The organism is Rothia sp. (in: high G+C Gram-positive bacteria) (assembly GCF_015265375.1).
GTDB lineage: Bacteria > Actinomycetota > Actinomycetes > Actinomycetales > Micrococcaceae > Rothia.
Window position 1 is genome coordinate 1 of the sequence record NZ_JABZXW010000002.1, and the last position, 21,587, is coordinate 21,587.

General features: G+C 60.0%; 17 protein-coding genes. 3 read left to right on the forward strand and 14 right to left on the reverse strand.

The genetic code is table 11. The features are described 5' to 3' along the window. Positions 1 to 73: 73 nt before the first annotated feature. From HXO69_RS00540 to groES, 9 genes are all read right to left on the reverse strand, one after another. Positions 74 to 496 carry a type II toxin-antitoxin system VapC family toxin gene (locus HXO69_RS00540; protein ID WP_296544677.1) on the reverse strand — a complete coding sequence of 141 codons (423 nt, stop codon included), beginning with the start codon at positions 494 to 496 and terminating at the stop codon, positions 74 to 76. A gap of 9 nt (positions 497 to 505) precedes the next feature. Beyond that, the gene (locus tag HXO69_RS00545; RefSeq protein WP_296544679.1) at positions 506 to 772 is read right to left on the reverse strand and encodes a type II toxin-antitoxin system Phd/YefM family antitoxin; all 267 of its coding nucleotides are present in this window, start codon (positions 770 to 772) and stop codon (positions 506 to 508) included. Positions 773 to 991: 219 nt separating this feature from the next. Next, positions 992 to 2,584 carry a glutamine-hydrolyzing GMP synthase gene (gene guaA / locus HXO69_RS00550; RefSeq protein WP_296544681.1) on the reverse strand — a complete coding sequence of 531 codons (1,593 nt, stop codon included), beginning with the start codon at positions 2,582 to 2,584 and terminating at the stop codon, positions 992 to 994. Between the two features lie 224 nt (positions 2,585 to 2,808). Next, the gene (locus HXO69_RS00555; RefSeq protein WP_296544683.1) at positions 2,809 to 3,513 is read right to left on the reverse strand and encodes an ATP-binding cassette domain-containing protein; all 705 of its coding nucleotides are present in this window, start codon (positions 3,511 to 3,513) and stop codon (positions 2,809 to 2,811) included. Between the two features lies 1 nt (position 3,514). Then, a complete protein-coding gene (locus HXO69_RS00560) occupies positions 3,515 to 5,659 on the reverse strand; it encodes a hypothetical protein (RefSeq protein WP_296544684.1) in 2,145 nt (714 codons plus the stop codon). Positions 5,660 to 7,271: 1,612 nt separating this feature from the next. Beyond that, a complete protein-coding gene (locus HXO69_RS00565; protein WP_070675850.1) occupies positions 7,272 to 8,402 on the reverse strand; it encodes a GuaB3 family IMP dehydrogenase-related protein in 1,131 nt (376 codons plus the stop codon). A gap of 144 nt (positions 8,403 to 8,546) precedes the next feature. After that, on the reverse strand, positions 8,547 to 10,064 hold the full coding sequence (guaB, locus tag HXO69_RS00570) for an IMP dehydrogenase (protein ID WP_296544686.1): 1,518 nt from the start codon (positions 10,062 to 10,064) through the stop codon (positions 8,547 to 8,549). A 307-nt stretch (positions 10,065 to 10,371) separates the two neighbouring features. Beyond that, positions 10,372 to 11,958 (reverse strand): chaperonin GroEL, encoded by a 1,587-nt coding sequence (gene groL, locus HXO69_RS00575; RefSeq protein WP_296544688.1) that lies wholly within the window; start codon positions 11,956 to 11,958, stop codon positions 10,372 to 10,374. A 108-nt stretch (positions 11,959 to 12,066) separates the two neighbouring features. Next, positions 12,067 to 12,354, reverse strand: coding sequence for a co-chaperone GroES (gene groES / locus HXO69_RS00580; RefSeq protein WP_005505066.1), 288 nt, complete (start codon positions 12,352 to 12,354; stop codon positions 12,067 to 12,069). Between the two features lie 256 nt (positions 12,355 to 12,610). Here groES and HXO69_RS00585 point away from each other — a divergent pair, with 256 nt between their 5' ends. Further along, positions 12,611 to 14,077 (forward strand): THUMP-like domain-containing protein, encoded by a 1,467-nt coding sequence (locus HXO69_RS00585; RefSeq protein WP_407072249.1) that lies wholly within the window; start codon positions 12,611 to 12,613, stop codon positions 14,075 to 14,077. Positions 14,078 to 14,334: 257 nt separating this feature from the next. Then, positions 14,335 to 15,483: a glutamate--cysteine ligase gene (locus HXO69_RS00590; protein ID WP_296544692.1), complete on the forward strand. Its 1,149-nt coding sequence runs from the start codon at positions 14,335 to 14,337 to the stop codon at positions 15,481 to 15,483. A 151-nt stretch (positions 15,484 to 15,634) separates the two neighbouring features. On the opposite strand, the gene tsaD is transcribed toward HXO69_RS00590, so the two are convergent. The 5 genes from tsaD to alr all read right to left on the reverse strand — a co-directional run bounded on the left by tsaD (position 15,635) and on the right by alr (position 20,185). Then, on the reverse strand, positions 15,635 to 16,735 hold the full coding sequence (gene tsaD, locus HXO69_RS00595) for a tRNA (adenosine(37)-N6)-threonylcarbamoyltransferase complex transferase subunit TsaD (protein WP_296544694.1): 1,101 nt from the start codon (positions 16,733 to 16,735) through the stop codon (positions 15,635 to 15,637). A gap of 122 nt (positions 16,736 to 16,857) precedes the next feature. Continuing rightward, positions 16,858 to 17,403 carry a ribosomal protein S18-alanine N-acetyltransferase gene (gene rimI, locus HXO69_RS00600; protein WP_407072250.1) on the reverse strand — a complete coding sequence of 182 codons (546 nt, stop codon included), beginning with the start codon at positions 17,401 to 17,403 and terminating at the stop codon, positions 16,858 to 16,860. Continuing rightward, on the reverse strand, positions 17,404 to 18,246 hold the full coding sequence (tsaB, locus tag HXO69_RS00605; RefSeq protein WP_296544695.1) for a tRNA (adenosine(37)-N6)-threonylcarbamoyltransferase complex dimerization subunit type 1 TsaB: 843 nt from the start codon (positions 18,244 to 18,246) through the stop codon (positions 17,404 to 17,406). 23 nt (positions 18,247 to 18,269) lie between these two features. Beyond that, positions 18,270 to 18,872, reverse strand: coding sequence for a tRNA (adenosine(37)-N6)-threonylcarbamoyltransferase complex ATPase subunit type 1 TsaE (gene tsaE / locus HXO69_RS00610; RefSeq protein ID WP_296544697.1), 603 nt, complete (start codon positions 18,870 to 18,872; stop codon positions 18,270 to 18,272). Then, the gene (gene alr, locus HXO69_RS00615; protein WP_296544699.1) at positions 18,872 to 20,185 is read right to left on the reverse strand and encodes an alanine racemase; all 1,314 of its coding nucleotides are present in this window, start codon (positions 20,183 to 20,185) and stop codon (positions 18,872 to 18,874) included. The genes tsaE and alr overlap by 1 nt, the downstream gene beginning before the upstream one ends. Before the next feature lie 138 nt (positions 20,186 to 20,323). Between alr and HXO69_RS00620 the strand changes: the two genes are divergently transcribed. Next, the gene (locus tag HXO69_RS00620) at positions 20,324 to 21,586 is read left to right on the forward strand and encodes a glycosyltransferase (RefSeq protein WP_296544700.1); all 1,263 of its coding nucleotides are present in this window, start codon (positions 20,324 to 20,326) and stop codon (positions 21,584 to 21,586) included. Position 21,587 lies beyond the last annotated feature (1 nt).

Genomic DNA, 21,587 nt, shown 5'->3' on the forward strand with positions numbered 1-21,587 from the left:
CTTGATGCCAGAAGCCGCCCGGCGCATCCACATTCGGATGCACCGGGCGGCTCCTTCACAGGCCTTGCCTTCGCTATATTGCGGGTTCGAAGGGGTTGAGGAGTCGAACCGGGAGGCGCTCAAAATCTTTGACGTTGCGCGTTACGAGAGTAAGGCCATGTACCAGCGCGGTCGCAGCAATCCAGGCATCGTTCTCCGGCGCTTTATCCGGCACGTGAAGTCCAGCGCAACAATCAGCTACAGCCCCGTCAATAACAAGAGTTCGCTTCTGAAATTTCTCTCGAACTGCCAAAAACCACTCGCGCAGATAAGCGCCTTGTGTCGGATCTTTTCGCTCCATAGCAAGCACACCGCGTTCTAGTTCCATTAGGGTCACTACGCTGATATAGAGTGGTTTTTCTGATTCTTGGCGAAACCACGATTCGAAAACGGGGTCAGCTTTTCCGCGAGAGAGCTTCCACAACTCAGAAATGATATTGGTGTCAAGAAGGTACATCGTTACCCCTTAGAACTCTACACCGGGACGCTGATATGCGGAACGTTCTGCCGTGGGAAATTCTTCGGGCAGGTCCATACCTTCAGCAGGTTGAGGGTAGTTTACAAAGAAGTCGTAGAGGGAGGTTCCCTCATTCTGGTTGCGTGAGTATTCTTCGTAGGTCATGAGGACATACGTAGGTTCACCACGCTTTGTAATAATTACGGGTGAATGTTGTGCCTGTTTTTGGGCTTTAGCGAGATTCTGGTTGAACTCGCGGCTGGTCATTACGGTCATGATCTCCCTCTTCTACTCACAACGCAAAACATAAAGATGTTACTACGTAGCTACATTATATTTTTCACTTGGTACTACGACAACCCCCCTCTATCTTTCAACCCGCTATTTTCACGTTAGGAAGATACAAAAGGAGCCGCCCAGCGCATCCACATTCGGATGCACCGGGCGGCTCCTTCACAGGCTCCCAGCTACAAAGCTAGGTAGCCCAAAGCGGGATTACTCCCACTCAATGGTTCCCGGGGGCTTGGAGGTAACGTCCAGCACCACTCGGTTAACGTCCTTGACCTCGTTGGTAATACGGTTCGAGATCTTAGCCAGCAGGTCGTACGGCAGGCGCGACCAGTCAGCGGTCATTGCGTCTTCCGAAGAGACCGGGCGCAGAACAATCGGGTGGCCATAGGTACGGCCGTCACCCTGAACGCCCACGGAGCGAACGCCAGCCAGCAGAACCACGGGGCACTGCCAGATGTGCTCATCCTGACCTGCTGCGGTCAGCTCTTCACGCACGATAGCGTCAGCGGCACGCAGGGTCTCCAGGTTCTCGCGGTTAACCTCGCCGACAATGCGGATGCCCAGGCCGGGGCCGGGGAACGGCTGACGTGCCACGATCTTCTCGGGAACGCCGAGCTCACGACCGATAGCGCGAACCTCGTCCTTGAACAGGGTGCGCAGCGGCTCAACCAGTTCGAAGGTCAGGTCGTCGGGAAGGCCGCCCACGTTGTGGTGGCTCTTAATGTTTGCGGTGCCGTCGCCGCCGCCGGACTCGACAACGTCCGGGTACAGGGTGCCCTGGACCAGGAACTTGATGTCTGCGCCCTCTTCGCCAGCTTCAGCAATCAGCTTGCGCTGTGCCTCTTCGAAGGAGCGGATGAACTCGCGGCCGATAGCCTTACGCTTCGCCTCGGGCTCGGTGATGCCATCGAGCGCGGAGAGGAAACGCTCCGACTCGTCGATGGTGATGACCTTAATGCCCATAGATGCTGCGTAGTCCTGCTCGACCTGTTCGCGCTCGCCTTCACGGAGCAGACCGTGGTCGATGAAGAAGCAGGTGAGCTGGTCGCCGACAGCCTTGTGCACGAGAGCTGCTGCCACGGAGGAGTCAACGCCGCCGGAGAGCGCGCAGATGACGCGGTCGCTACCGACCTGCTCGCGAATCTTTGCGACCTGCTCTTCGATGATGTTGTTGGTAGACCAGGTGGGCTTCAGGCCTGCCACATTGTAGAGGAAGTTCTCCAGGGCGACCTGGCCGTAGTCGGAGTGCTTCACCTCGGGGTGCCACTGCACGCCGCCGAGCTTGCGGGACTCGTCCACGAATGCTGCCACGGATGCGCCGGGGGTCTTTGCCAGCACCTCGAAGCCTTCGGGGGCTTCGGTCACGGAGTCACCGTGAGACATCCACACGTTCTGGGTGGTGGGGGTGCCGGTGAGGAAGGAGGAGTTCTCAGCGCAGATCACAGCGTCGGTTGCGCCGTATTCGCGCAGACCGGTCTGGGCGACGGTGCCGCCGAGGGTCTGGGCCATCACCTGGAAGCCGTAGCAGATACCGAAGATCGGCACGCCAGCTTCGAACAGGGCCTTGTCACCCTTGGGTGCGCCATCGGCGTAGACCGAGGAGGGGCCACCGGAGAGCACGATGGCTGCCGGGTTCTTGGCGAGCATCTTCTCAGTGCTCATGGAGTGGGGGACGATTTCGGAGTAGATGCCGGCTTCACGCACGCGACGAGCAATGAGCTGCGCGTACTGTGCACCGTAATCTACCACCAGGACGGGACGCTCTTCGAGCTGGTCCAGGTTCACAGAGTTGGTCACGAAAATTACCTCAACGTGTTGGTACTAATCCGCGCACTTGCGCGGGGATATATCTATATTACGCTATCGCGTTGTGGGGTTGAACACCCGCGGCGCGGGAACTATTCCGCACTTTGCCGGTCATTTCACCTCATAAAGACAGCCAGTATAAGAAAGCACCGCCCGGCAACGGAGCTAACGTCTCCATAGCCAGGCGGTACATTGCAAAAAACAATCCTCTTCGTTTATCCCTTGAACTGAGACATATCAATACGCCGGTCGCAGAAGTCAGCCACCGCATCGCTGTGCGTAGCAATAATGGCACAGGCCCCAGCGTTCACCAGCTCCCGCAGAATATCAAGTACCTGCGCCTCATTCTCGGCATCCAGGGCACCAGTCGGCTCATCCGCCAGAATCAGGGACGGTTGCTTCAACATAAGCCCAGCAAGCGCCACGCGCTGTTGCTCACCACCCGAGAGTTGGTAGATAAGAGACTTCTCACGGTTAGCCAGCCCGACCCGCTTGAGGACGGACTCTAGCTCTTTACGGCTCGGGCGCTGCGAACGCGGCATAACCGCGAGCGGTCCAAGGACATTCTTTTCAACGCTCTCCCCTTCTACCAGGGCATAGTTCTGGAAGAGATATCCTAGACTATCACGGCGGAAATGACGGCGGGTTCGCGAGGATGAGCCGCTCAACATTGTTCCTTGGAAGGAGTACTCTCCCGCGCTAAAATCTGCGAGGGTTCCCAGGCAATTGAGTAGGGTCGTCTTGCCGCTTCCCGAGGCGCCGGTAAGGGCTATCATTTCACCCGGAGCTACACTGAGGTGAGCATCGGAGAAGATGATTCGCCCGGAGATGCTTACGGTACCGCCGGTAACGCTAAGCAGCCTTTCCGACATAGTGCCTTCTGCACGCACGGGTTTATTTGGAGTTAAGAGGGGAATCAAGTCAGTACATTTCCTTTCGTGCGTGACGGGATACGGTAGAGCGATACGTATAGGTGAAGGCGAGCAAGCTCATACCGCTGGATACAAGAAGGGTAAGTGCGAAGAGCCCCGCAGCCAGTACAGTCATGGCGTTTGAAGTTTCACCTCCAGCGGTGAGATACTGTTCGCGTAACATGGCCGTCAGCTGGAAAATACCGTAGAAAAACACGAGAATTGTCAAAATTAACTCGCCGATGAGTACTCCACGGAAGGTCCCGGCCGGGTGCATGCCGTAGGTGAAGGACCTGGCAATGCGCTGTTGATGCTCCACACAGTACACGCGCGCGTACTCTAGAAGTGTCACAACCCCTAGTATGGAGAGAACAAAGAGCGCATATATACTAATGCGCTGTTCACTCTGCATTTTAGCCAACAGGCCAAAGTACCTATCGCTCACAGGCAGAATCTCTCCCACATAACCGCGAGCGGTGGTACCTTCCAAAGAATCAAGCGCTTGCTGCCGCTCTTTCACAAAAGCCCCGCTCTGGCTAAAGGCTCCAGTAAGCATTTCCGAGCTCTCAATCAGTACGTGTTTCGGCACGTATATGATAACGGGGTTCTGTACGAAGTAATTTGCAATAATGCGGTCGCCATATGTGTAGGATCTCGTCATGGAATCGTAGGCGCGAAATTCCGAGTGCATTGCAGTAGAATCCTCTGACATATTTGTGGACGTTAAGTTGTATGCCTGGTCCAGAGTAACAGCGGCAAGACGCTTAACGTCCTCGGATTGGCTTTCTAGCTCTCTGGGGTAGTAGATACTTATACCTGTGCGCGTTTCTAGCTCTTCTACAGAAGGAAGACCATCTGGCAAAGAACTCGGGTTGCTTTCTACATACGCCCTATTGACGTACAGGAAAGTGCGACCAAGGCCCTGAGTGGGCTCCGCGGAATCCGTATCATCCCCTCCGTTCTGGTGCGAGCGGAGAGAGTCGCTGGAGGTGTAAATAGGGTTTTCGGCATTAGCTAGAATGACATTATCAAATTCAACTTGTTTTCTAACCCATTGTTGCAGGTTCTGCTCATCACTCTTCTCGTAGCGGAAGCCATTAAACGATACTGTGTACCCGTTCCCCTGAAGCACCGCAGCGCGAGATGCATTGAGTGCATATAATTGCTGGGTGGTGTGCGCCAGCATCATGAGAATAGTGGTAATAAGAACTAACGCGAGTGCACGACATGACCAGCTGGCCATATAGGTTATACGTGTGGGCAGCTTGCCTTTGAGTGCTTGACCGATAGGCAGCGCAGTCGTAAACATACATGCTACATAGTGAAGCAGTAACATGAGACCCAGCATCCATGCAAGCAGGATAAGTTGTGTTTTGAGGGTCAAGGCAGCGAACGCCCATGAGTTGTAGAAGGCAAGAAAAACGTAGAAGAGAACATAAAGTGCCATAGCCCCAGCCACAAAAAACGGCCCTGAATCTACCAGCTGTGTTCGGTAGACCTGGTTATGTGATGCCCCATGCAAACGCATACGCGCACTCTTTTTAGTCTGTCGCAACACAGCACCTATCAGAGCTACAGCAAGAGCAAGACAGGTCGCAACAAATGCATAGCCGCTGGGGGTTCCGACATAATACCCAAGGACACTCCGGAAGCCAAGAACGTCGTATTCAACAACTCTTGCTCCACGTTCACGCAGGGACGTAATCAACTGGGCACGCTGTTGTTCAGTACCCCCATAGAGGTTATAGAGACCTCGGGCTTCCGTTACAGCGACCGGGTCAAGCGCCTTAGTATCAACCCGATCTTCAGGGGCGTAGGAGGGATACCCCGCCTGCTCCCACTCTCGCACGGATACATCAGCACCGCAAAACTCAAGCACAATACCGTGCATGGGGTCGGACGCATTGCGCGTGCGACGTGCCACAGCAATGTTATTCTTATCAGCTTCGATGCACATACTTTCCAGAAATTCACGAGTTTTGACGCTTGGGTCAAGGGAAGGAATCTGGAGGTTACGGGTATATCCAAGAGTCACCTCGGAGTTAATACTCGACAACATGAAGAAAGGAAAGAACAGCGAAGCAACAACCGCCCAGACATAGACGCTGGCAAGCCCCGGCATACACCGACCAATTCGAATCAGCTTTTTAAACATAGGTTCACCTCAACACAGAGCGGACCACCTGAATATTTTACTCAGACAGCCCGCCCTAGTTGTATTACTCAATTACATTTCAGAGACAAGAGCCAAATCACAAACTACCTGCAACAGACTCAATATCCACGCTCTTAGCAATCGAGCTTATAGTAGGCCTCGTTGGTATGATCCCAGCTACGCCAACTCTGAGCTACAGCGAACCCCTCCCACTCGTTCTTACACTTCGAGCTAACCCACTCAGAACCATAAACACTGGCACCATGCCGCGTCCATTCATTATCATAATGAGACCACACAGAGTACCAACTGGTGCCATACTTCCAAACACCCCCCTCAACGTTCTTGACACCATATGCGGCAGAAGCCGGGGCCACAACAGCAGGCACAGCAGTCAGGGCAGTTGCGCCCAACACGACAGCTGCCAGGCCCTTCTTAACAGAAGCAGGGAAGATAGCCATTTCCAATCTCCTTCGATATGCATATCCACACCATGTCGAACTTGCAGTTTTACAGAAGTTCTTCCAAAGAATATAGACCCTAGCTATATCCTTACTAGATACACTACAGTGAAAATATGATCCCCGCCACCATAAAACGAGAAGGTTTCATAACGTGGCATAAATTTCATTCTCCCAAAGATGGTGACTCACACCTTACCAAAAAGGGCACATCAAGGTAGGCACTATCCAATATTTAACACCAGAAACTCCATTCTAATCCAACTTCATAAACATGCACGCACTAATACGTTAACTTCAGAAGCCGACCGCACCACCATATAATTCCACACGCCTCATATCTCAACTAATTCCAACAAAATACCCCATCTCAGACCACCAGTCGACGCAGGATAGATTTAAGTACAAATCCATCTCAACACAGAGCGGACCACCTGAATATTTTACTCAGACAGCCCGCCCTAGTTGTATTACTCAATTACATTTCAGAGACAAGAGCCAAATCACAAACTACCTGCAACAGACTCAATATCCACGCTCTTAGCAATCGAGCTTATAGTAGGCCTCGTTGGTATGATCCCAGCTACGCCAACTCTGAGCTACAGCGAACCCCTCCCACTCGTTCTTACACTTCGAGCTAACCCACTCAGAACCATAAACACTGGCACCATGCCGCGTCCATTCATTATCATAATGAGACCACACAGAGTACCAACTGGTGCCATACTTCCAAACACCCCCCTCAACGTTCTTGACACCATATGCGGCAGAAGCCGGGGCCACAACAGCAGGCACAGCAGTCAGGGCAGTTGCGCCCAACACGACAGCTGCCAGGCCCTTCTTAACAGAAGCAGGGAAGATAGCCATTTCCAATCTCCTTCGATATGCATATCCACACCATGTCGAACTTGCAGTTTTACAGAAGTTCTTCCAAAGAATATAGACCCTAGCTATATCCTTACTAGATACACTACAGTGAAAATATGATCCCCGCCACCATAAAACGAGAAGGTTTCATAACGTGGCATAAATTTCATTCTCCCAAAGATGGTGACTCACACCCTATCCAAAAAGAACACCTCAAACCAATACCGCCCGGTAGCCGGAGGGATAAACCCACCAGCCACCGGGCGGTGATTCATGAAGCTACATTAGCCGCGGTACGCGGGGACCACGGTCAGGTCCGCCTTCTGGAACTTCTTCAGGTCCAGGTAACCGCAGTTAGCCATTGCGCGCTTGAGCGCACCGACAATATTGCTGGTGCCGTTCACGTGGTGCGAAGGACCGTACAGGACTTCCTCCAGGGAGCCGACAACACCCAGCGGAGTGCGCACGCCGCGCGGGAAATCCAGCGAGTGCGCCTCGTTGCCCCAGTACCAGCCCTGGCCGGGAGCCTCGGATGCGCGAGCCAGCGGAGCACCCAGCATGACAGCGTCAGCGCCCAGTGCGAGCGCCTTCACCATGTCGCCGGAGCGGCCCAGGGAGCCGTCAGCAATCACGTGCACGTAGCGACCGCCGGACTCATCCAGGTAGTCCGAACGTGCCGCAGCCACGTCAGCGATAGCGGTTGCCATCGGTGCGGAGATGCCCAGGCCCTGGCGGGTGGTCTGTGCAGAACCGCCGCCGAAGCCCACCAGCACGCCAGCTGCGCCGGTACGCATCAGATGCTTAGCCTGCGAGTAGCCAGCCACGCCACCAACGATGACAGGAACGTCGAGCTCGTAGATGAACTTCTTCAGGTTCAGCGGCTCGTGCGAGGTCGAAATGTGCTCAGCAGAGACGGATGCGCCGCGGATGACGAACAGCTCAACGCCAGCCTTCACCACGGTCTCGTAGTGCTCCTGGGTGTTCTGCGGGCTCAGGGAGCCTGCAACAACCACACCGGAGTCACGAATCTCTTCCAGGCGTGCAGTAATCAGTTCCGGCTTAATCGGCTCGGAGTAAATCTGCTGCATGCGGGTGGTCGCGGAGGCGGGGTCCGCCTCGGGCAGCTCAACAATCTCGTCGAACAGCGGCTGCGGGTCCTCGTAGCGGGTCCACAGGCCCTCGAGGTTCAGCACGCCCAGGCCACCCAGCTTGCCCAGCGCAATAGCGGTCGCCGGGGACATGACCGAGTCCATGGGCGCACCAATGATGGGGGTGTCGAACTTAAACGCGTCAATCTGCCAGGAGGTGTCAACGTCACGGCGGTCGCGGGTACGGCGGGTAGGCACCAGCGCCACATCGTCCAGGGAGTAGGTGGGGCGGGCGTTCTTGGAGAGGCCAATCTGAATTTCAGACATGGGGTGAATCCTTTCGAATTCGGTTTGAGGGGGCCGCTGGGCGTTATTCGCGCCGATGCCCGCCCGATCCCTGAACGGGTATGGGGCGGGCTCAACGGCGCATGGTGTGCACACCATGCGGCGAATCATCGTTGGTGAGGCGTTTTAGCCGCGGTAGTTCGGTGCCTCAACGGTCATCATGATGTCGTGCGGGTGCGATTCCTTCAGACCTGCGGGGGTGATGCGCACGAACTGACCCTTGTACTTGAGCTCCTCGATGGTGCGGGAACCGACGTAGAACATGGTCTGGCGCAGGCCACCTTCGAGCTGGTGAATCACTGCGGAGAGCGGGCCTCGGAAGGGAACCTGGCCCTCAATACCCTCAGGAATCAGCTTCTCTTCGCTGGAGACGTCAGCCTGGAAGTAGCGGTCCTTGGAGAAGGACTTGTGGCGGCCGCGGGTCTGCATCGCGCCGAGCGAACCCATGCCGCGGTATGCCTTGTACTGCTTACCGTTCATGAAGATCAGCTCACCGGGAGACTCGGTGGTACCAGCCAGCAGGGAGCCGAGCATCACGGAGTCAGCACCGGCAACCAGTGCCTTGCCGATCTCGCCGGAGTGCTGCATACCGCCGTCAGCGATCAGCGGCACGCCTGCCGGGATTGCTGCCTTAGCGGACTCGTTAATAGCGGTCACCTGGGGAACACCAACACCGGCGATAATGCGGGTGGTGCAGATGGAGCCGGGGCCAACGCCGACCTTCACACCGTCAGCGCCGGCGTCGATGATTGCCTGTGCGCCCAGGCGGGTTGCAGCCTGGCCACCGATGACGTCCACGTGTGCTGCGGCGGGGTCCTTCTTCAGGCGGGCAATCATGTCAAGCACGCCCTGGGAGTGGCCGTTTGCGGTGTCCACGAACAGTGCGTCGACGCCAGCCTCGACCAGGGTCATTGCGCGCTCGTAGCCGTCACCGAAGAAGCCGATAGCGGCGCCGGCACGCAGGCGGCCGTCCTCGTCCTTGGTGGCCTTGGGGTACTGCTCGGTCTTGACGAAGTCCTTCAGGGTAATCAGACCGGCGAGCTTGCCTGCGTCGTCGACCAGGGGCAGACGCTCAATCTTGTTGTGGGACAGCAGCGCGAATGCCTCGTCCTTGGTGACGCTGGGGTGCGCGGTGACCAGCGGCATGGGGGTCATGATGTCGCGAACGCGAATGCCGTCGTAGTCGGAGCGGGAGATGTAGCGGATATCGCGGTTGGTGATGATACCTTCCAGCACGCCTTCTTCGCTGACGACGGGCAGACCGGAAACCTTGTAGTAGCCGCAAATCTCGTCGTATTCGGCGATGGTTGCGTCAGCACCGATGGTGACGGGGTTGATAATCATGCCGGACTCGGAGCGCTTCACGCGGTCCACGTGTGCAGCCTGGTCCTCGATGGAGAGGTTGCGGTGGATAACGCCCATACCGCCCAGACGTGCCATAGCAATTGCCATAGCGGAGTCGGTCACGGTGTCCATTGCCGCGGAAATGATGGGGGTGTTCAGGGTGATGCGCTTGGACAGGCGGGTGGAGGTGTCCGCATCGGAGGGGATGACGTCGGTGTTGCCGGGCAGCAGCAGCACGTCATCGTAGGTCAGGCCGGTGAAGCCGAAGGGGTCCTCGGACAGAGCGGTGGGAATGGTCATTGTCTACCTTTCGGATGCTGGCTTCATCGGTGAGAAGCTCAGCCTATACGTTGCGTATGTCAAGATGCGGTACGACCCGCCTGCTCGCACCCCACAAGGTGGTTTGAGCGCAAACGGGAGCAGCTTACCTTCTATAGTAAACCGCTAAAGGTTTCTTTGCTGAGAAGCACTCATAGTAAGCACCCCTCAGCGGGAGGCTGCCGGCAGGTTCTAGCACGCTCAGAGGCGAGCGCACCCGAGCCTACCGACAGCGAGTGCCCGGTACCGCCTCCACGATGGAGGGGGCGGCACCGGGCACACACACTATTTAGTCTTCTTCAGTTTCTTCGGGCTTCTCAACCACCAGGGTCTCGGTGGTCAGCACCAGAGCCGCGATGGAGGAAGCGTTCTGCAGAGCCGAACGGGTCACCTTCACCGGGTCAATCACGCCGGCTTCGATGAGGTCCACGTACTCGCCGGTCTTGGCGTTGAAGCCGTGACCCACGGGCAGCTCGGAGACCTTGGAGACGATGACGTAGCCGTCCTCGCCGGCATTCTCAGCGATCCAGCGCAGCGGCTGGACCAGGGCGCGGCGAACAATCTGCACACCCACGTTTGCGTCGTGGTTGCCCAGGTCCAGGCCGTCCAGTGCCTTCAGCGCGTGAACCAGTGCGGAACCACCGCCGGAGACGATGCCCTCTTCCAGAGCTGCACGGGTGGAGGACACAGCATCCTCGATGCGGTGCTTGCGTTCCTTCGCCTCAACCTCGGTTGCGGCACCGACCTTGATAACGCCCACGCCGCCGGCGAGCTTAGCCAGGCGCTCCTTGAGCTTCTCGCGGTCCCATTCGGAATCCACGCGCTCAATTTCGCGGCGCAGCTGCTGCACGCGGTCCTCGATGGCCTCGGGGTCGCCGCCGCCGTCCACGATGGTGGTGTGGGACTTGGTGACGGTCACGCGGCGTGCCGAGCCCAGGTGCTCCAGGGTGACCTGAGGCAGGTCAATGCCGAGCTCGCCGGTCACGACGGTACCGCCGGTCAGGATTGCCAGGTCCTGCATGATTGCCTTGCGGCGGTCACCGAAACCGGGAGCCTTCAGAGCCACCACGTTGATGGTGCCGCGCAGCTTGTTCACGACCAGTGCGGAGAGCGCCTCGCCGTCAACGTCTTCTGCGATGATGGTCAGCGGCTTCTTCGCCTGAACGATCTTCTCGAGCACGGGCATGATCTCTGCGATGGTGGAAATCTTGCCCTGGTAGAGCAGCACGAGGCTGTTCTCCAGCACTGCTTCGCCACGCTCAGCGTCGGTCACGAAGGAGGGCGAGAGGTAGCCCTTGTCGAACTGCATACCTTCGGTGATGTCCAGCTCAATTTCGGTGGAGGAGCCGTCCTCGATGGTGATGACGCCATCCTGACCGACCTTCTCGAAGGCGCGAGCCAGCAGCTCACCAATCTGCTCGGACTGCGCGGAGATAGCCGCAACGTGCGCCACCTCGGGGCCCTGCACGGGGCGTGCGTTCTCGAGCAGGCGTGCGGAGACAGCCTCCACAGCAGCCTCAATGCCACGCTTGACGTCGGCGGGTGCCGCACCGCTGGTGACGTTGCGCAGGCCCTCGTTGACCAGTGCCTGTGCGAGCACGGTTGCGGTGGTGGTACCGTCACCGGCTACGTCGTTGGTCTTGGTGGCGACTTCCTTCGCCAGCTGGGCGCCCAGGTTCTCGTACGGGTCGTCCAATTCAATTTCGCGGGCAATGGACACGCCGTCGTTGGTGATGACGGGTGCACCCCACTGCTTATCGAGCACAACATTGCGCCCGCGCGGGCCGAGGGTTACCTTGACCGCGTTTGCCAGCTTATCGACGCCAGCCTGCAGGGACTTGCGGGCGGCATCGTTGAATTCAAGCTGCTTAGCCATGTGTTCGCTACTCCTAGTGCGTCACAGAAAGGAAAAATTCTGAGGGGGCAGATGATAGCTCATGCGCCGTACCGGATGAGCGGTACGGCGCATGAGCATCTGAAAGTATTAGTCGACGATTGCCAGAACGTCGCGTGCGGAGAGAATCAGGTACTCTTCGCCCTGGTACTTGACCTCGGTGCCACCGTAGCGGGAGAACACAACAACGTCGCCTTCCTTGATGTCTACGGGGATGCGGTTGCCCTTCTCATCCACGCGGCCCGGACCAACGGCGACAACGCGTGCTTCCTGCGGCTTTTCCTTCGCAGTTTCGGGGATAACCAGACCGGATGCGGTGGTCTGCTCAGCCTGTTCGATCTTGATAACGACGCGGTCTTCCAGCGGCTTGATGGCCATAATCGGTTCCTCCGGATTGTGGATTGACGTTTGATGCGAGACAGCGGCGCAGTGGCGCGCCCAAGGTACTGTCTCGAGTGCTACCTCAACTCTAATTTCACCTGCGCTTTCGGTCAAGAAAAGCGGCGCTCTGCCGGGGCGTTTCACCGCAAGGCGAACGCCGAGCAAAAAGCCGGGCGACGCGGGGGCTTCTGCGGGGTTCCGGCAGGCGTACCCGGGACGCACCCGCGGCATGCCACCCCGTAAAATGAGGAGCATGCCTACCTCCCCTTTTACTCCTGCCGCTAAGCTGCCGTTCAGCGCCGAAGCGCTCGCGGCAGCCGATGAGCTCTACCCGCTGGACTCGGACACCCTCAGCGCCGTTACTTCCCTGCGTTCGCGCGGTTTCAGCCCCGAGGAGTCCGCGCAGATTATTTCCCTGGCGCAGGCCCGCACCCGTGCGCGCGCTAAGTTCGGCGAGCGCGCCCGCGTCCTCATGCTGACCCAGGAGGCGGCCGAGCAGGCAACCCGCCCGGTGATTGCGCATTATCGCGCTCAGCGTCTGCACCCGGTTGCCGGCACGGTGGCTGATTTGGGGTGCGGTATTGCCTCGGATTCTGCCGTGTATGCGGCGGATCGCGGCGCCGTGGTTGCGGTGGAGTTGGACCCGTTGACGGCTTCTTTTGCGGCGAAGAACCTTGAGTTCTGCCCGCAGGCGCGCGTGTATTCGGGCGATGTGACCGACTATGTGCACGGTGAGCTGCTGGACGCCGCCGGTGAGCCGGTGGGCATTGTGTGGATGGACCCGGCACGCCGCGAGCTGCGCGGTGCGAAGAAGGCTCAAACGGAACGCCTGTTTGATCCGGAGGCGTTCTCTCCCCCATTCTCCTTCGTACTGAATCTGGCGCGCACGGGCGTGCCGATGGGCGTAAAGTTGGGCCCCGGTTTTCCGCACGAGGGCATCCCCTCCCCCGAGGACATTGCCTCGGAGGCGAACCCCACCCCGCGCGTTGAGGCGGAGTGGATTCAGTCGGAGGGCTCCCTCGCCGAGCTGGTGCTCTGGTTTAACGCGCTGGCACAGGAGGGTGTGGCTCGCACGGCAACTTCGGTGCGCGAGCTGCCCGCTGAAGAAGTCGGTCTCGGTGAAAGCCCCAACGAAAGCTCTAACGAAATCCCCACCGAAGACTCCAACGAAACCCGTTCCCTGTTGCCTCCCTATGAGGCGGTGAGCTTCCGCAGCCCCCTCACAGCGGCAGAGGCGGAACAGAGCGTGGAGGTTCCGGTGTCCCTGCCGCAGCCCGGCGAGTACCTACTGGAGCCCGCCCCGGCGATTGTGCGCTCGCACCTGGTCGCGGAGTTTGCGCAGAGTATTGGCGCTCATCTGCTGGATGAGCACCTGGCGTACCTGTGCTCGACCGAGCCGGTGGAGCATCCGCTGGTTGCTTGCTACGAGGTGCTGGAGGAGATTCCCCTGCAGGAGAAGCAGCTGAAGCGTTGGGTGCGTGAGCAGGGTTTTACGGCGCTGACGATTAAGAAGCGCGGTGTGGATATTGTTCCGGAACAGCTACGTGCGCGTCTGCTGGGTTCGGCGGGTTCCAAGCCTTCTAAGAAGAAACAGAAAAAGAATGCTAATTCTTCTTCGGGCACGCAGGAGTCCTCATACCGTCCGGCAACGCTGGTCTTTACCCGCATCGGTTCGGGCAGGGACTCGCGCCGCGTCGGCTGGCATGTACGCCCGCTCTAGCCTCGCCCAACCCCGACTACCCAGCACCGTGCTCAGTTACCGTTCGTGACGATTCGTTACGGTACCGGTTCCGGATTATGCACTCGACAGGGCGTTGAGCACCGCCAGACCTTACACTAGATACGGTGCCCGACAACGGCGCTCCCCCGCCGGGCAGGCTCACCACCTCTAGTTCCCGGGCGGGTAGAGCCCACCGATAGCAAACTTCCGTAGTCGGCACTGTGCACGACACTATTTCCAGACGCAGGAAAGGCCATATGATCGACTTTGCTTCCTCCCCGCAGTCCACTCTCGGCGTGGAATGGGAGATTGCACTTATCGACCGTGAAAGCGGCGAACTGACCCAGCGCGCCGGTGAGGTGCTGTCCATCCTGCGCGAGCGCCGCCCCGAGCTACTCGAGCCCGCCTCCGACCGCGCGCATGTGACCGGCGAATTCCTGGAGAACACCATCGAAGTGGTGACCGGCATCTGCCACACCGTCGCTGAGGCGTGCCGCCAGCTGCAGGAGCTGACCGATATCATCCGTGAAATCACCGATGACCTGGGCATTGAGTTCTACCCCGCCGGCACGCACCCCTTCTCCCATTGGGCTGATCAGCCGGTCGTGGCGAAGGAACGCTACCAGCGTGTGGTCGAGCGTGCCCAGTACTGGGGCCGCCACATGGTCATTTACGGCGTGCACGTGCACGTGGGCGTTGACTCCCGCGATAAGGTTCTGCCGCTTATTGACGCGCTGACCAACTACGGGCCGCATCTGCTGGCACTTTCGTGCTCTTCCCCCTACTGGGATGGAATCGACACCGGTTACGCTTCGCACCGCACTCAGCTTTACCAGCAGCTGCCCACGAACGGTCTGCCCTTCCACTTTGATACCTGGGAGCAGTACAGCGAATACCTCGATTCGCTCGTGGCAACCGACGTGATTAACGACCCGAGCGAGGACCGTTGGGATGTGCGCCCGGTTCCGCGCTACGGCACCATCGAGATGCGCTACTGCGACGGCCTTGCCTCCCTGCCGGATGTTGCCGCAATCGTGGCGTTCACGCAGTGCCTGATGGAGTACTTCTCCCGCCAGATTGAGGCCGGCGAAAGCATTGAGGTGCTGGCACCCTGGCACGCGCAGGAGAACAAGTGGCGCGTTGCCCGCTACGGCTTGGACGCAAAGATCGTGGTTTCCAACGCACCGGAGCAGCGCACCCTGCGCGAGGACTTCGAGCTGCTGCTACCCAAGCTGGAGCCGGTGGCACGCGACCTTGACTGCGAGCTGGAGCTGGCACAGGTGCGCCGCATCCTCGCCGAGGGTACCGGCGCGGACCGCCAGCGTGCGGTCTTTGAAAAGACCGGCTCTCTGCGTGAGGTGGCGCTGGACGTTGCCGCGCAGTCTCGTGCACGAGCGCTGCGCTAACCCCTCGCGGAAAGAAAACTTAGATACGTAAAATGCCTCGGCGCAGTCCGTTGAGAGACTGTGCCGAGGCATTTCTATGAGTATTTTTAAGGCGAGCCGGCTGTGCGCGCTCGCACTGCCCTTCTGAAGCAGGACGTTTAGAACAGCCCGTTTAAAAACAGACCGTGGTCACCGGCAGCGAGGAGTCCGTCGTGAAGTCCACACCCGAGGGCTCGCGGCCCGCGACAACCAGGCGAGCGCCCAGTGCCGCAACCATCGCGCCGTTATCGGTGCACAGGGTGAACTTCGGGATAATCAGGCGTACCCCCTCGGAGGCGCATCGGGCGGCAAGCAACTCACGCAGACGCGAGTTCGCCGCCACGCCGCCGCCGAGCAGCAGGGTCTTCATACCCTGCTCACGGCAGGCAAGCATCGCCTTCTTGGTGATAACGTCCACGACCGCTTCCTGGAAGGACGCGGCAATATCGGCAACCGGGACCTCTTCACCGGCGGCCTCAAAGCTTTCAATCACGCGCGCCACGGCGGTCTTCAGACCCGAGAAGGAGAAATCGTAGCGGTGCGCGCCGGGCTCCTCGGCGGTGCCCATGAACTTGCGGTTCGACAGGCCGCGCGGGAACACGAAGGCGTTGCGGTTACCCTCAGCGGCGGCGCGGTCAATGGCGGGGCCACCAGGGTAGTCCAGACCGAGCAGGCGGGCGACCTTGTCGTAGGCCTCGCCGGCGGCATCGTCCAGGGTCGCTCCGAGCAGACGCACATCGGAGGTAATGTCGCGCACCTGCAGGATCTCGGTGTGGCCACCAGAAACCAGCAGCGCACCCAGGCCACCGGAGCCAGCATTCGCCAGCAGGTCGGAGCCGTCTTCGGTGCCATTGTCCTCGAGCAGGCCAACGCCAACGTGGGCGACCAGGTGGTTAATGCCGTAGAGGGGCTTGCCGGTGGCAATAGCGAGCGCCTTCGCCGCGGAGACACCCACCATGAGTGCGCCAGCCAGGCCGGGGCCGGCAGTGACGGCGATAGCATCCACCTCGTCGAGGGTGATGTCCGCTTCGGCGAGTGCCGCCTTGAGGGCGGGAATCATGGCGTCCAGATGGGCGCGGGAGGCGATTTCGGGGATCACGCCGCCAAAGCGCACGTGCTCTTCCATGGAGGAGGAGATGGTGTTGCTGAGCAGCTGTGCACCGCGCACAATGCCGATACCGGTCTCATCACAGGAGGATTCGATACCCAGAACGAGGGGTTCGCGAGTGCTCATAGTTCGTCTTTCTGTTGCGCTGTCTGTGCGTAGTGCTTCTTGATGCTGTGGTGTAAAGGTGATGTGGCGGAAAGGCGCCAAGTCTTACTGGGAATGATGCACCGTTTAGCTCAACGGGCTATTTAGAGCGTGCATTCCATAATGATGGCGTCGGTTCCGTCATCGTAGTAGCCTCGGCGCACATGAATTGCGCGGTAGCCGTTGCGTTCGTAGAGGCGCTGGGCGCGCGGGTTGTCGGCACGCACCTCCAGCAGGATGCGCTCGGCACCCTGCTCGCGGGCACGCTCGTGCATCTGATTAAGCATGGCGCGACCGAAGCCGTGACCCTCGTACTCGGGGAGCACGCCGATGGTCTGAACGTCAGCGGTGTCGGCTACGACCATGGTTCCGCAGTAACCGATGGCGCGCCAGTCGCCCTCGCCGCTTTCCGGGTTCTCCCCCGGCAGCTCGAGCATGTAGTAGGTGCGGGTCGGGTGGGTCAGCTCTGCGAGGAACATGTCGATGTGCCAGGCGTCGGCGGGAAACAGGGTGGTTTCCATGCGGTGCATTGCCTGCACGTCCGCGAGCTCGGCAACGCGCAGGCGGGCGCCCAGAGCTAGGTCATCCCGCACGATATTTTCAGAAGTCCCAGGAGTCCCAGAAATCCCAGAAGTCTCAGTAGCGCTCATTTAGCTCTCCTTCTGCGCGGCAGTCTGTGCAGTGGCCTGACCGGTAGCCTGTGCCGCCTGCTTCTGCTGGCGGGCGAGCATCGCGGCGGGGACCTTCGCATCCGAATCGCGCAGGTACTGGGCGGAGGTGTCCTCGCTCAGGTTCTGCACACCCAGGCGTGCCGCGGCGGCGACCAGGTACTCGGCGTGCGGGTGAACCTCCCGGGCGGAATCGACGATAGTCCAGCCATGCTCTTCGAGAGTTTCGGCGTACAGGCCGGCACCGTAACCGTAGGCGTAGGAGGGGCTCCTACCGGGCAGAATTTCGGAGGCGGGGCATACGTTCGGGCCGTCCACCAGGGTGTAGCCTGCAGCCTCCACGCGGTAGCGTGCGGAGTAGACTTCGCGGCGGCGCGCGTCGGAGAGTACGAGCAGCTCGGCGCCTTCGGCAAGGTCAGCAGAAGCGAATGCTCGTTCTGCGTTCTCTTCCACTGCAGTGCCCTCGGCACTTTCAACGGCAGCCGCACCAGCCACAGCATGCTCAGCCAGTGCGGTCAGGCTCATCATGCCGTACACCGGCACCGACCAGGCAAAACCCAGAGCGCGCGCAGTAACGATACCGGCGCGAAGACCCGTAAAAGGTCCCGGGCCGGTACCGGTCAGAATCGCATCCAAATCTTCGCCGCGCACGCCGGCGTCCTGCAGGGCGGCCTGCGCGTAGGGGCCCATCACCTCAGCGTGGGAGCGGGTATCTTCGCTCTCGTAACGGGCGAGGATTTCGAAGGATGCGCCGGCTTCGGAGCCGTGCACACGGGCGAGCGCCACAGATGCGGTGGCGGATGAATCAAGGGCAAGTACTAGCACCCTATCATTCTAACGCGCGGGCTCTAGGCGCTCTGCAGGGCTTCTTTCAGGGCGTCGAAAGCGTGCTCCCAGCGGGGGCCGAAGGCTCGTACCCGCAGCAGGCGAGGCTCGGGGGTGTCCGCGTCCTCGTCGCTTTCGTCATCTTCGTCGTCCCAGCTGAACTCTTCGGCACCAGAGTAGGCGAAGCGCGCATCCGCGCCGGTCAGGCGGGTAAAATCCAGCTCCAGGCGGGAATCACTCAGATGCTCAGCCTTATCGCGGCCCCACTCGATGACGGTCACCGAGCGCGGCAGGGAAAACTCCAGATCCAGGTCGTCGAGCTCTTCGGCGCTGGAGAGGCGGTAGGCGTCCACATGTACCAGGTCGGGGCCGCCGGGGCGAGGGCTGTCCGGCAGGTTCGGGTGCACGCGCGAGAGCACGAAGGTCGGTGAGATAACGCCCTCGCGCACGCCCAGGCCCTCCCCCAGGGAGCGGGTGAACGTGGTCTTGCCCGCGCCGAGCTCACCCGAGAGGAGCAATACGTCCCCGGCGTTCAGGTGTTGTGCCAGGGCGAGCGCCAGGCGGCGGGTATGGTCGGGGCCGGTCACGTCCAGGTCGAGGGCGGCAGAAATGTATTCAGCGCTCATTAGCCCTCCTGCTCCTCGCCGGTGCCCCACAGCTCGTTCAGTTCAGCTTCAACCCAGGAGCCGCCGGTGTAGAGGCGCTCCACGCGGGGCGAAATGCGGGTCACGATTTCGTAGTTAATGGTCTGCGCGGCTTCCGCCCACTCTTCGACGGGCGGGTTCTCGCCGGCGCCGAAGAGGATGGCGGGGGCACCCAGGTAGCCCAGGGCGGGGTCGCTCAGGCCGGGTTCGCCCAGGTCAACGACCATCTGGTCCATGGCGACGCGGCCGACCACGCGGTAGTTCGTACCCTCCGCGTTGTTAGGTACGGTGCCGTCCTCTGCGTTCTGCGCACCCGGGTAGATGCGCACCGGCGCATTCTCCGCAATGCGAGGAACGCCGTCCGCGTAGCCGAGCGGCACCAACGCCAGAGTGGTCGCCTTCTCGGTGTGGTAGCGCAAACCGTAGGAAACGCCCTGACCTGCAGGAACTTCCTTCACCGCGGCAATGTAGCTACCCACCGTCATGACGGGCTTTAGGCCCAGGTCCTCAGAGGTGACCTCCGGTAGCGGGGAAAGACCGTAGAGCGCGAGGCCGCAACGCACACCGTCACCGAGCAGACGCTCCTCCGTATCCCAGCCCTCCAGCGAGGCGGTCAGGGTCGCCGGCGAGTTCGCCAGGTGCACAATCTTCGGTTCCAGACCAGCCTCGCGTGCCCGAGCCACAAAAGTATCCAGGGTATTAAGCTGCTGGGCAGTCTCGGCGCGGGTCGGCTCATCCGCAACCGCGAGGTGGCTGAAAATACCCTCAACCGTAATCAGACCGGCATCCTCCAGAGATGCAGCGCGAGCCACCAGCGCAGGCCAATCCGCCGCGGTGGCGCCGTTACGACCCAGACCGGTATCAGCCTTCAAATGCACGATAGCGCGCTCGCCGGTGCGTTCAGCGGCGGCGGCAACCGCCTCCAGGTCCCAGCCGGAAACACCCAGACGAATCTTCTCCTGTAGCGCCGCATCAAAGTCGGTAGAGGGGGTGTGCAGCCACGCCATGAGCGGCGCATCAATACCGTCAGCACGCAGTTCCAGCGCCTCGTTCACGTGCACCACGCCCAGCAGGTCAGTGCCGGCGGCGATAGCCGAACGTGCCACCGGGTACGCGCCGTGACCGTACGCATCCGCCTTAATCACTGCGATGAGCACGCGGTCGCCAATGAGTTCCTTGAGTCGGCGCACGTTATGTTCCAGCGCGTCAAGATCAATTGTGGCGCTACGTTCCACCTGGCCGGGAGCACAGGGCGGGCAGTAAAGCGGTTCGGCAGGCTGCTGAGGGTGAGTCATGGTCCTTCGTTTCTGACGGGCGGGTACTACAGGCTGTACTTGAGCAGCCTCTCTTCTAGTAAATTCTAGACCTCCCTCTGTGCGAAAGTCCTGTCGCGCTACACTAGGTCAGGTATCCCTTTAGAGAGGAAAGCATCGATGAGCACTCTGCCGCCGGTTCGGACGGTTCACGTGTATTCCATGCACACCGACCCTTTTGCGCAGCCCGGTAGCGGAGATGCAGGCGGCATGAACGTCTATATTGCCCGGTCGGTGCATGCCATGCTGGAGCTGGACCCGGAGCTGCGGGTTGAGGTTTTCACCCTGGACCGCGGTGAGGCGCTTCCGGCTGATTCGCCGTTCCGTCAGCCGCCTCAGCCCGGCGAGCGCCTTGTGCGCCACAGTCTTAATCTTCCTTCCGCCCGTGGTCTTTCTAAGAATGAGCTGGCTGCGGTCACCGATGATTTTGCGCGGGCGTGCGTGGAGCAGGCGCTGTACACCCCGGATATTATTTACGCCCACTATTGGCTGTCGGGGCAGGCGGCGGCTCGCGCATCCGAGCTGTGGTCGGCGAAGGGTGCCGGCTCCCCCGTTCCTGTTCTCTTTACTCCCCACACAACGGCTGCCGCTAAGGATGCGCGCCGAGGCGAAGGCGAGGCGCCCGAACCGCAGGAACGCTACCGCGCTGAGCACCTGATGAGTAGCTCCGCGAGCCGGGTGATTGTGAATACTCCCCTGGAGGCGCAGCAGATGGGCGAGTACTACGGTACGGACGCGCAGAAGCTTGCCATTATCCCGCCGGGTGTCGACACTTCGATTTTCCATACGATTCCGGGCGTGCATCCGCTCAATGACACCTCGGAGACTCGTTGCCGCATTGTTTTTGCTGGCAGGCCCCAGCCGCTGAAGGGCCCGCATCTGCTGGTGGAGGCGCTCGCGCTGCTCCCGGATGATTTGCAGGTGGATGTAGATATTATTGGTCGTTCCGATTCGGATTATGAGCGCCGCCTCCTGGAGCGCGCGGAGCAGCTGGGCGTGGCAGATCGGGTGCATTTGAAGGCCCCAGTTCCGGCGTCTGAGTTGGCGAATATTTTCCGCGCCGCCGATATTGTGGCTTCCCCCTCGTCCTCTGAGACGTTCGGTCTGGTGGCGTTGGAGGCGCAGGCGTGCGGCGCGGCGGTGCTCGCTACGGATGCTGACGGTTTGCGATATGCGGTGGAGAACCATCGTACGGGTCTGCTGGTGGCGCCTCGTACCCCGGAGCGTTGGGCGGCGGCTATTGAGCGTCTAGTGCGTGCCCCGTATTTACGTCATTCGTTGGGCGCGAACGCCGCGGCGCGTGCCCGCACGATGGGTTGGGATCAGACTGCGCGTAGGACCCTTGAAGCTTATGCCGAGGTACGTCAGGGTATCTCGCAGTAAT

Excerpts from the sequence above, each read along its gene's own strand:
- groES (WP_005505066.1), bottom strand. The coding sequence starts at position 12,354 with ATGGCCATCAAGCCGCTGGAAGACCGCGTCGTTATCAAGATCGAACAG.
- HXO69_RS00560 (WP_296544684.1), bottom strand. The coding sequence starts at position 5,659 with ATGTTTAAAAAGCTGATTCGAATTGGTCGGTGTATGCCGGGGCTTGCC.
- alr (WP_296544699.1), bottom strand. The coding sequence starts at position 20,185 with ATGACTCACCCTCAGCAGCCTGCCGAACCGCTTTACTGCCCGCCCTGT.
- rimI (WP_407072250.1), bottom strand. The coding sequence starts at position 17,403 with ATGAGCGCTACTGAGACTTCTGGGATTTCTGGGACTCCTGGGACTTCT.
- guaB (WP_296544686.1), bottom strand. The coding sequence starts at position 10,064 with ATGACCATTCCCACCGCTCTGTCCGAGGACCCCTTCGGCTTCACCGGC.
- tsaD (WP_296544694.1), bottom strand. The coding sequence starts at position 16,735 with ATGAGCACTCGCGAACCCCTCGTTCTGGGTATCGAATCCTCCTGTGAT.
- tsaE (WP_296544697.1), bottom strand. The coding sequence starts at position 18,872 with ATGAGCGCTGAATACATTTCTGCCGCCCTCGACCTGGACGTGACCGGC.
- HXO69_RS00620 (WP_296544700.1), top strand. The coding sequence starts at position 20,324 with ATGAGCACTCTGCCGCCGGTTCGGACGGTTCACGTGTATTCCATGCAC.
- HXO69_RS00585 (WP_407072249.1), top strand. The coding sequence starts at position 12,611 with ATGCCTACCTCCCCTTTTACTCCTGCCGCTAAGCTGCCGTTCAGCGCC.
- HXO69_RS00540 (WP_296544677.1), bottom strand. The coding sequence starts at position 496 with ATGTACCTTCTTGACACCAATATCATTTCTGAGTTGTGGAAGCTCTCT.
- HXO69_RS00545 (WP_296544679.1), bottom strand. The coding sequence starts at position 772 with ATGACCGTAATGACCAGCCGCGAGTTCAACCAGAATCTCGCTAAAGCC.
- groL (WP_296544688.1), bottom strand. The coding sequence starts at position 11,958 with ATGGCTAAGCAGCTTGAATTCAACGATGCCGCCCGCAAGTCCCTGCAG.
- HXO69_RS00565 (WP_070675850.1), bottom strand. The coding sequence starts at position 8,402 with ATGTCTGAAATTCAGATTGGCCTCTCCAAGAACGCCCGCCCCACCTAC.
- HXO69_RS00590 (WP_296544692.1), top strand. The coding sequence starts at position 14,335 with ATGATCGACTTTGCTTCCTCCCCGCAGTCCACTCTCGGCGTGGAATGG.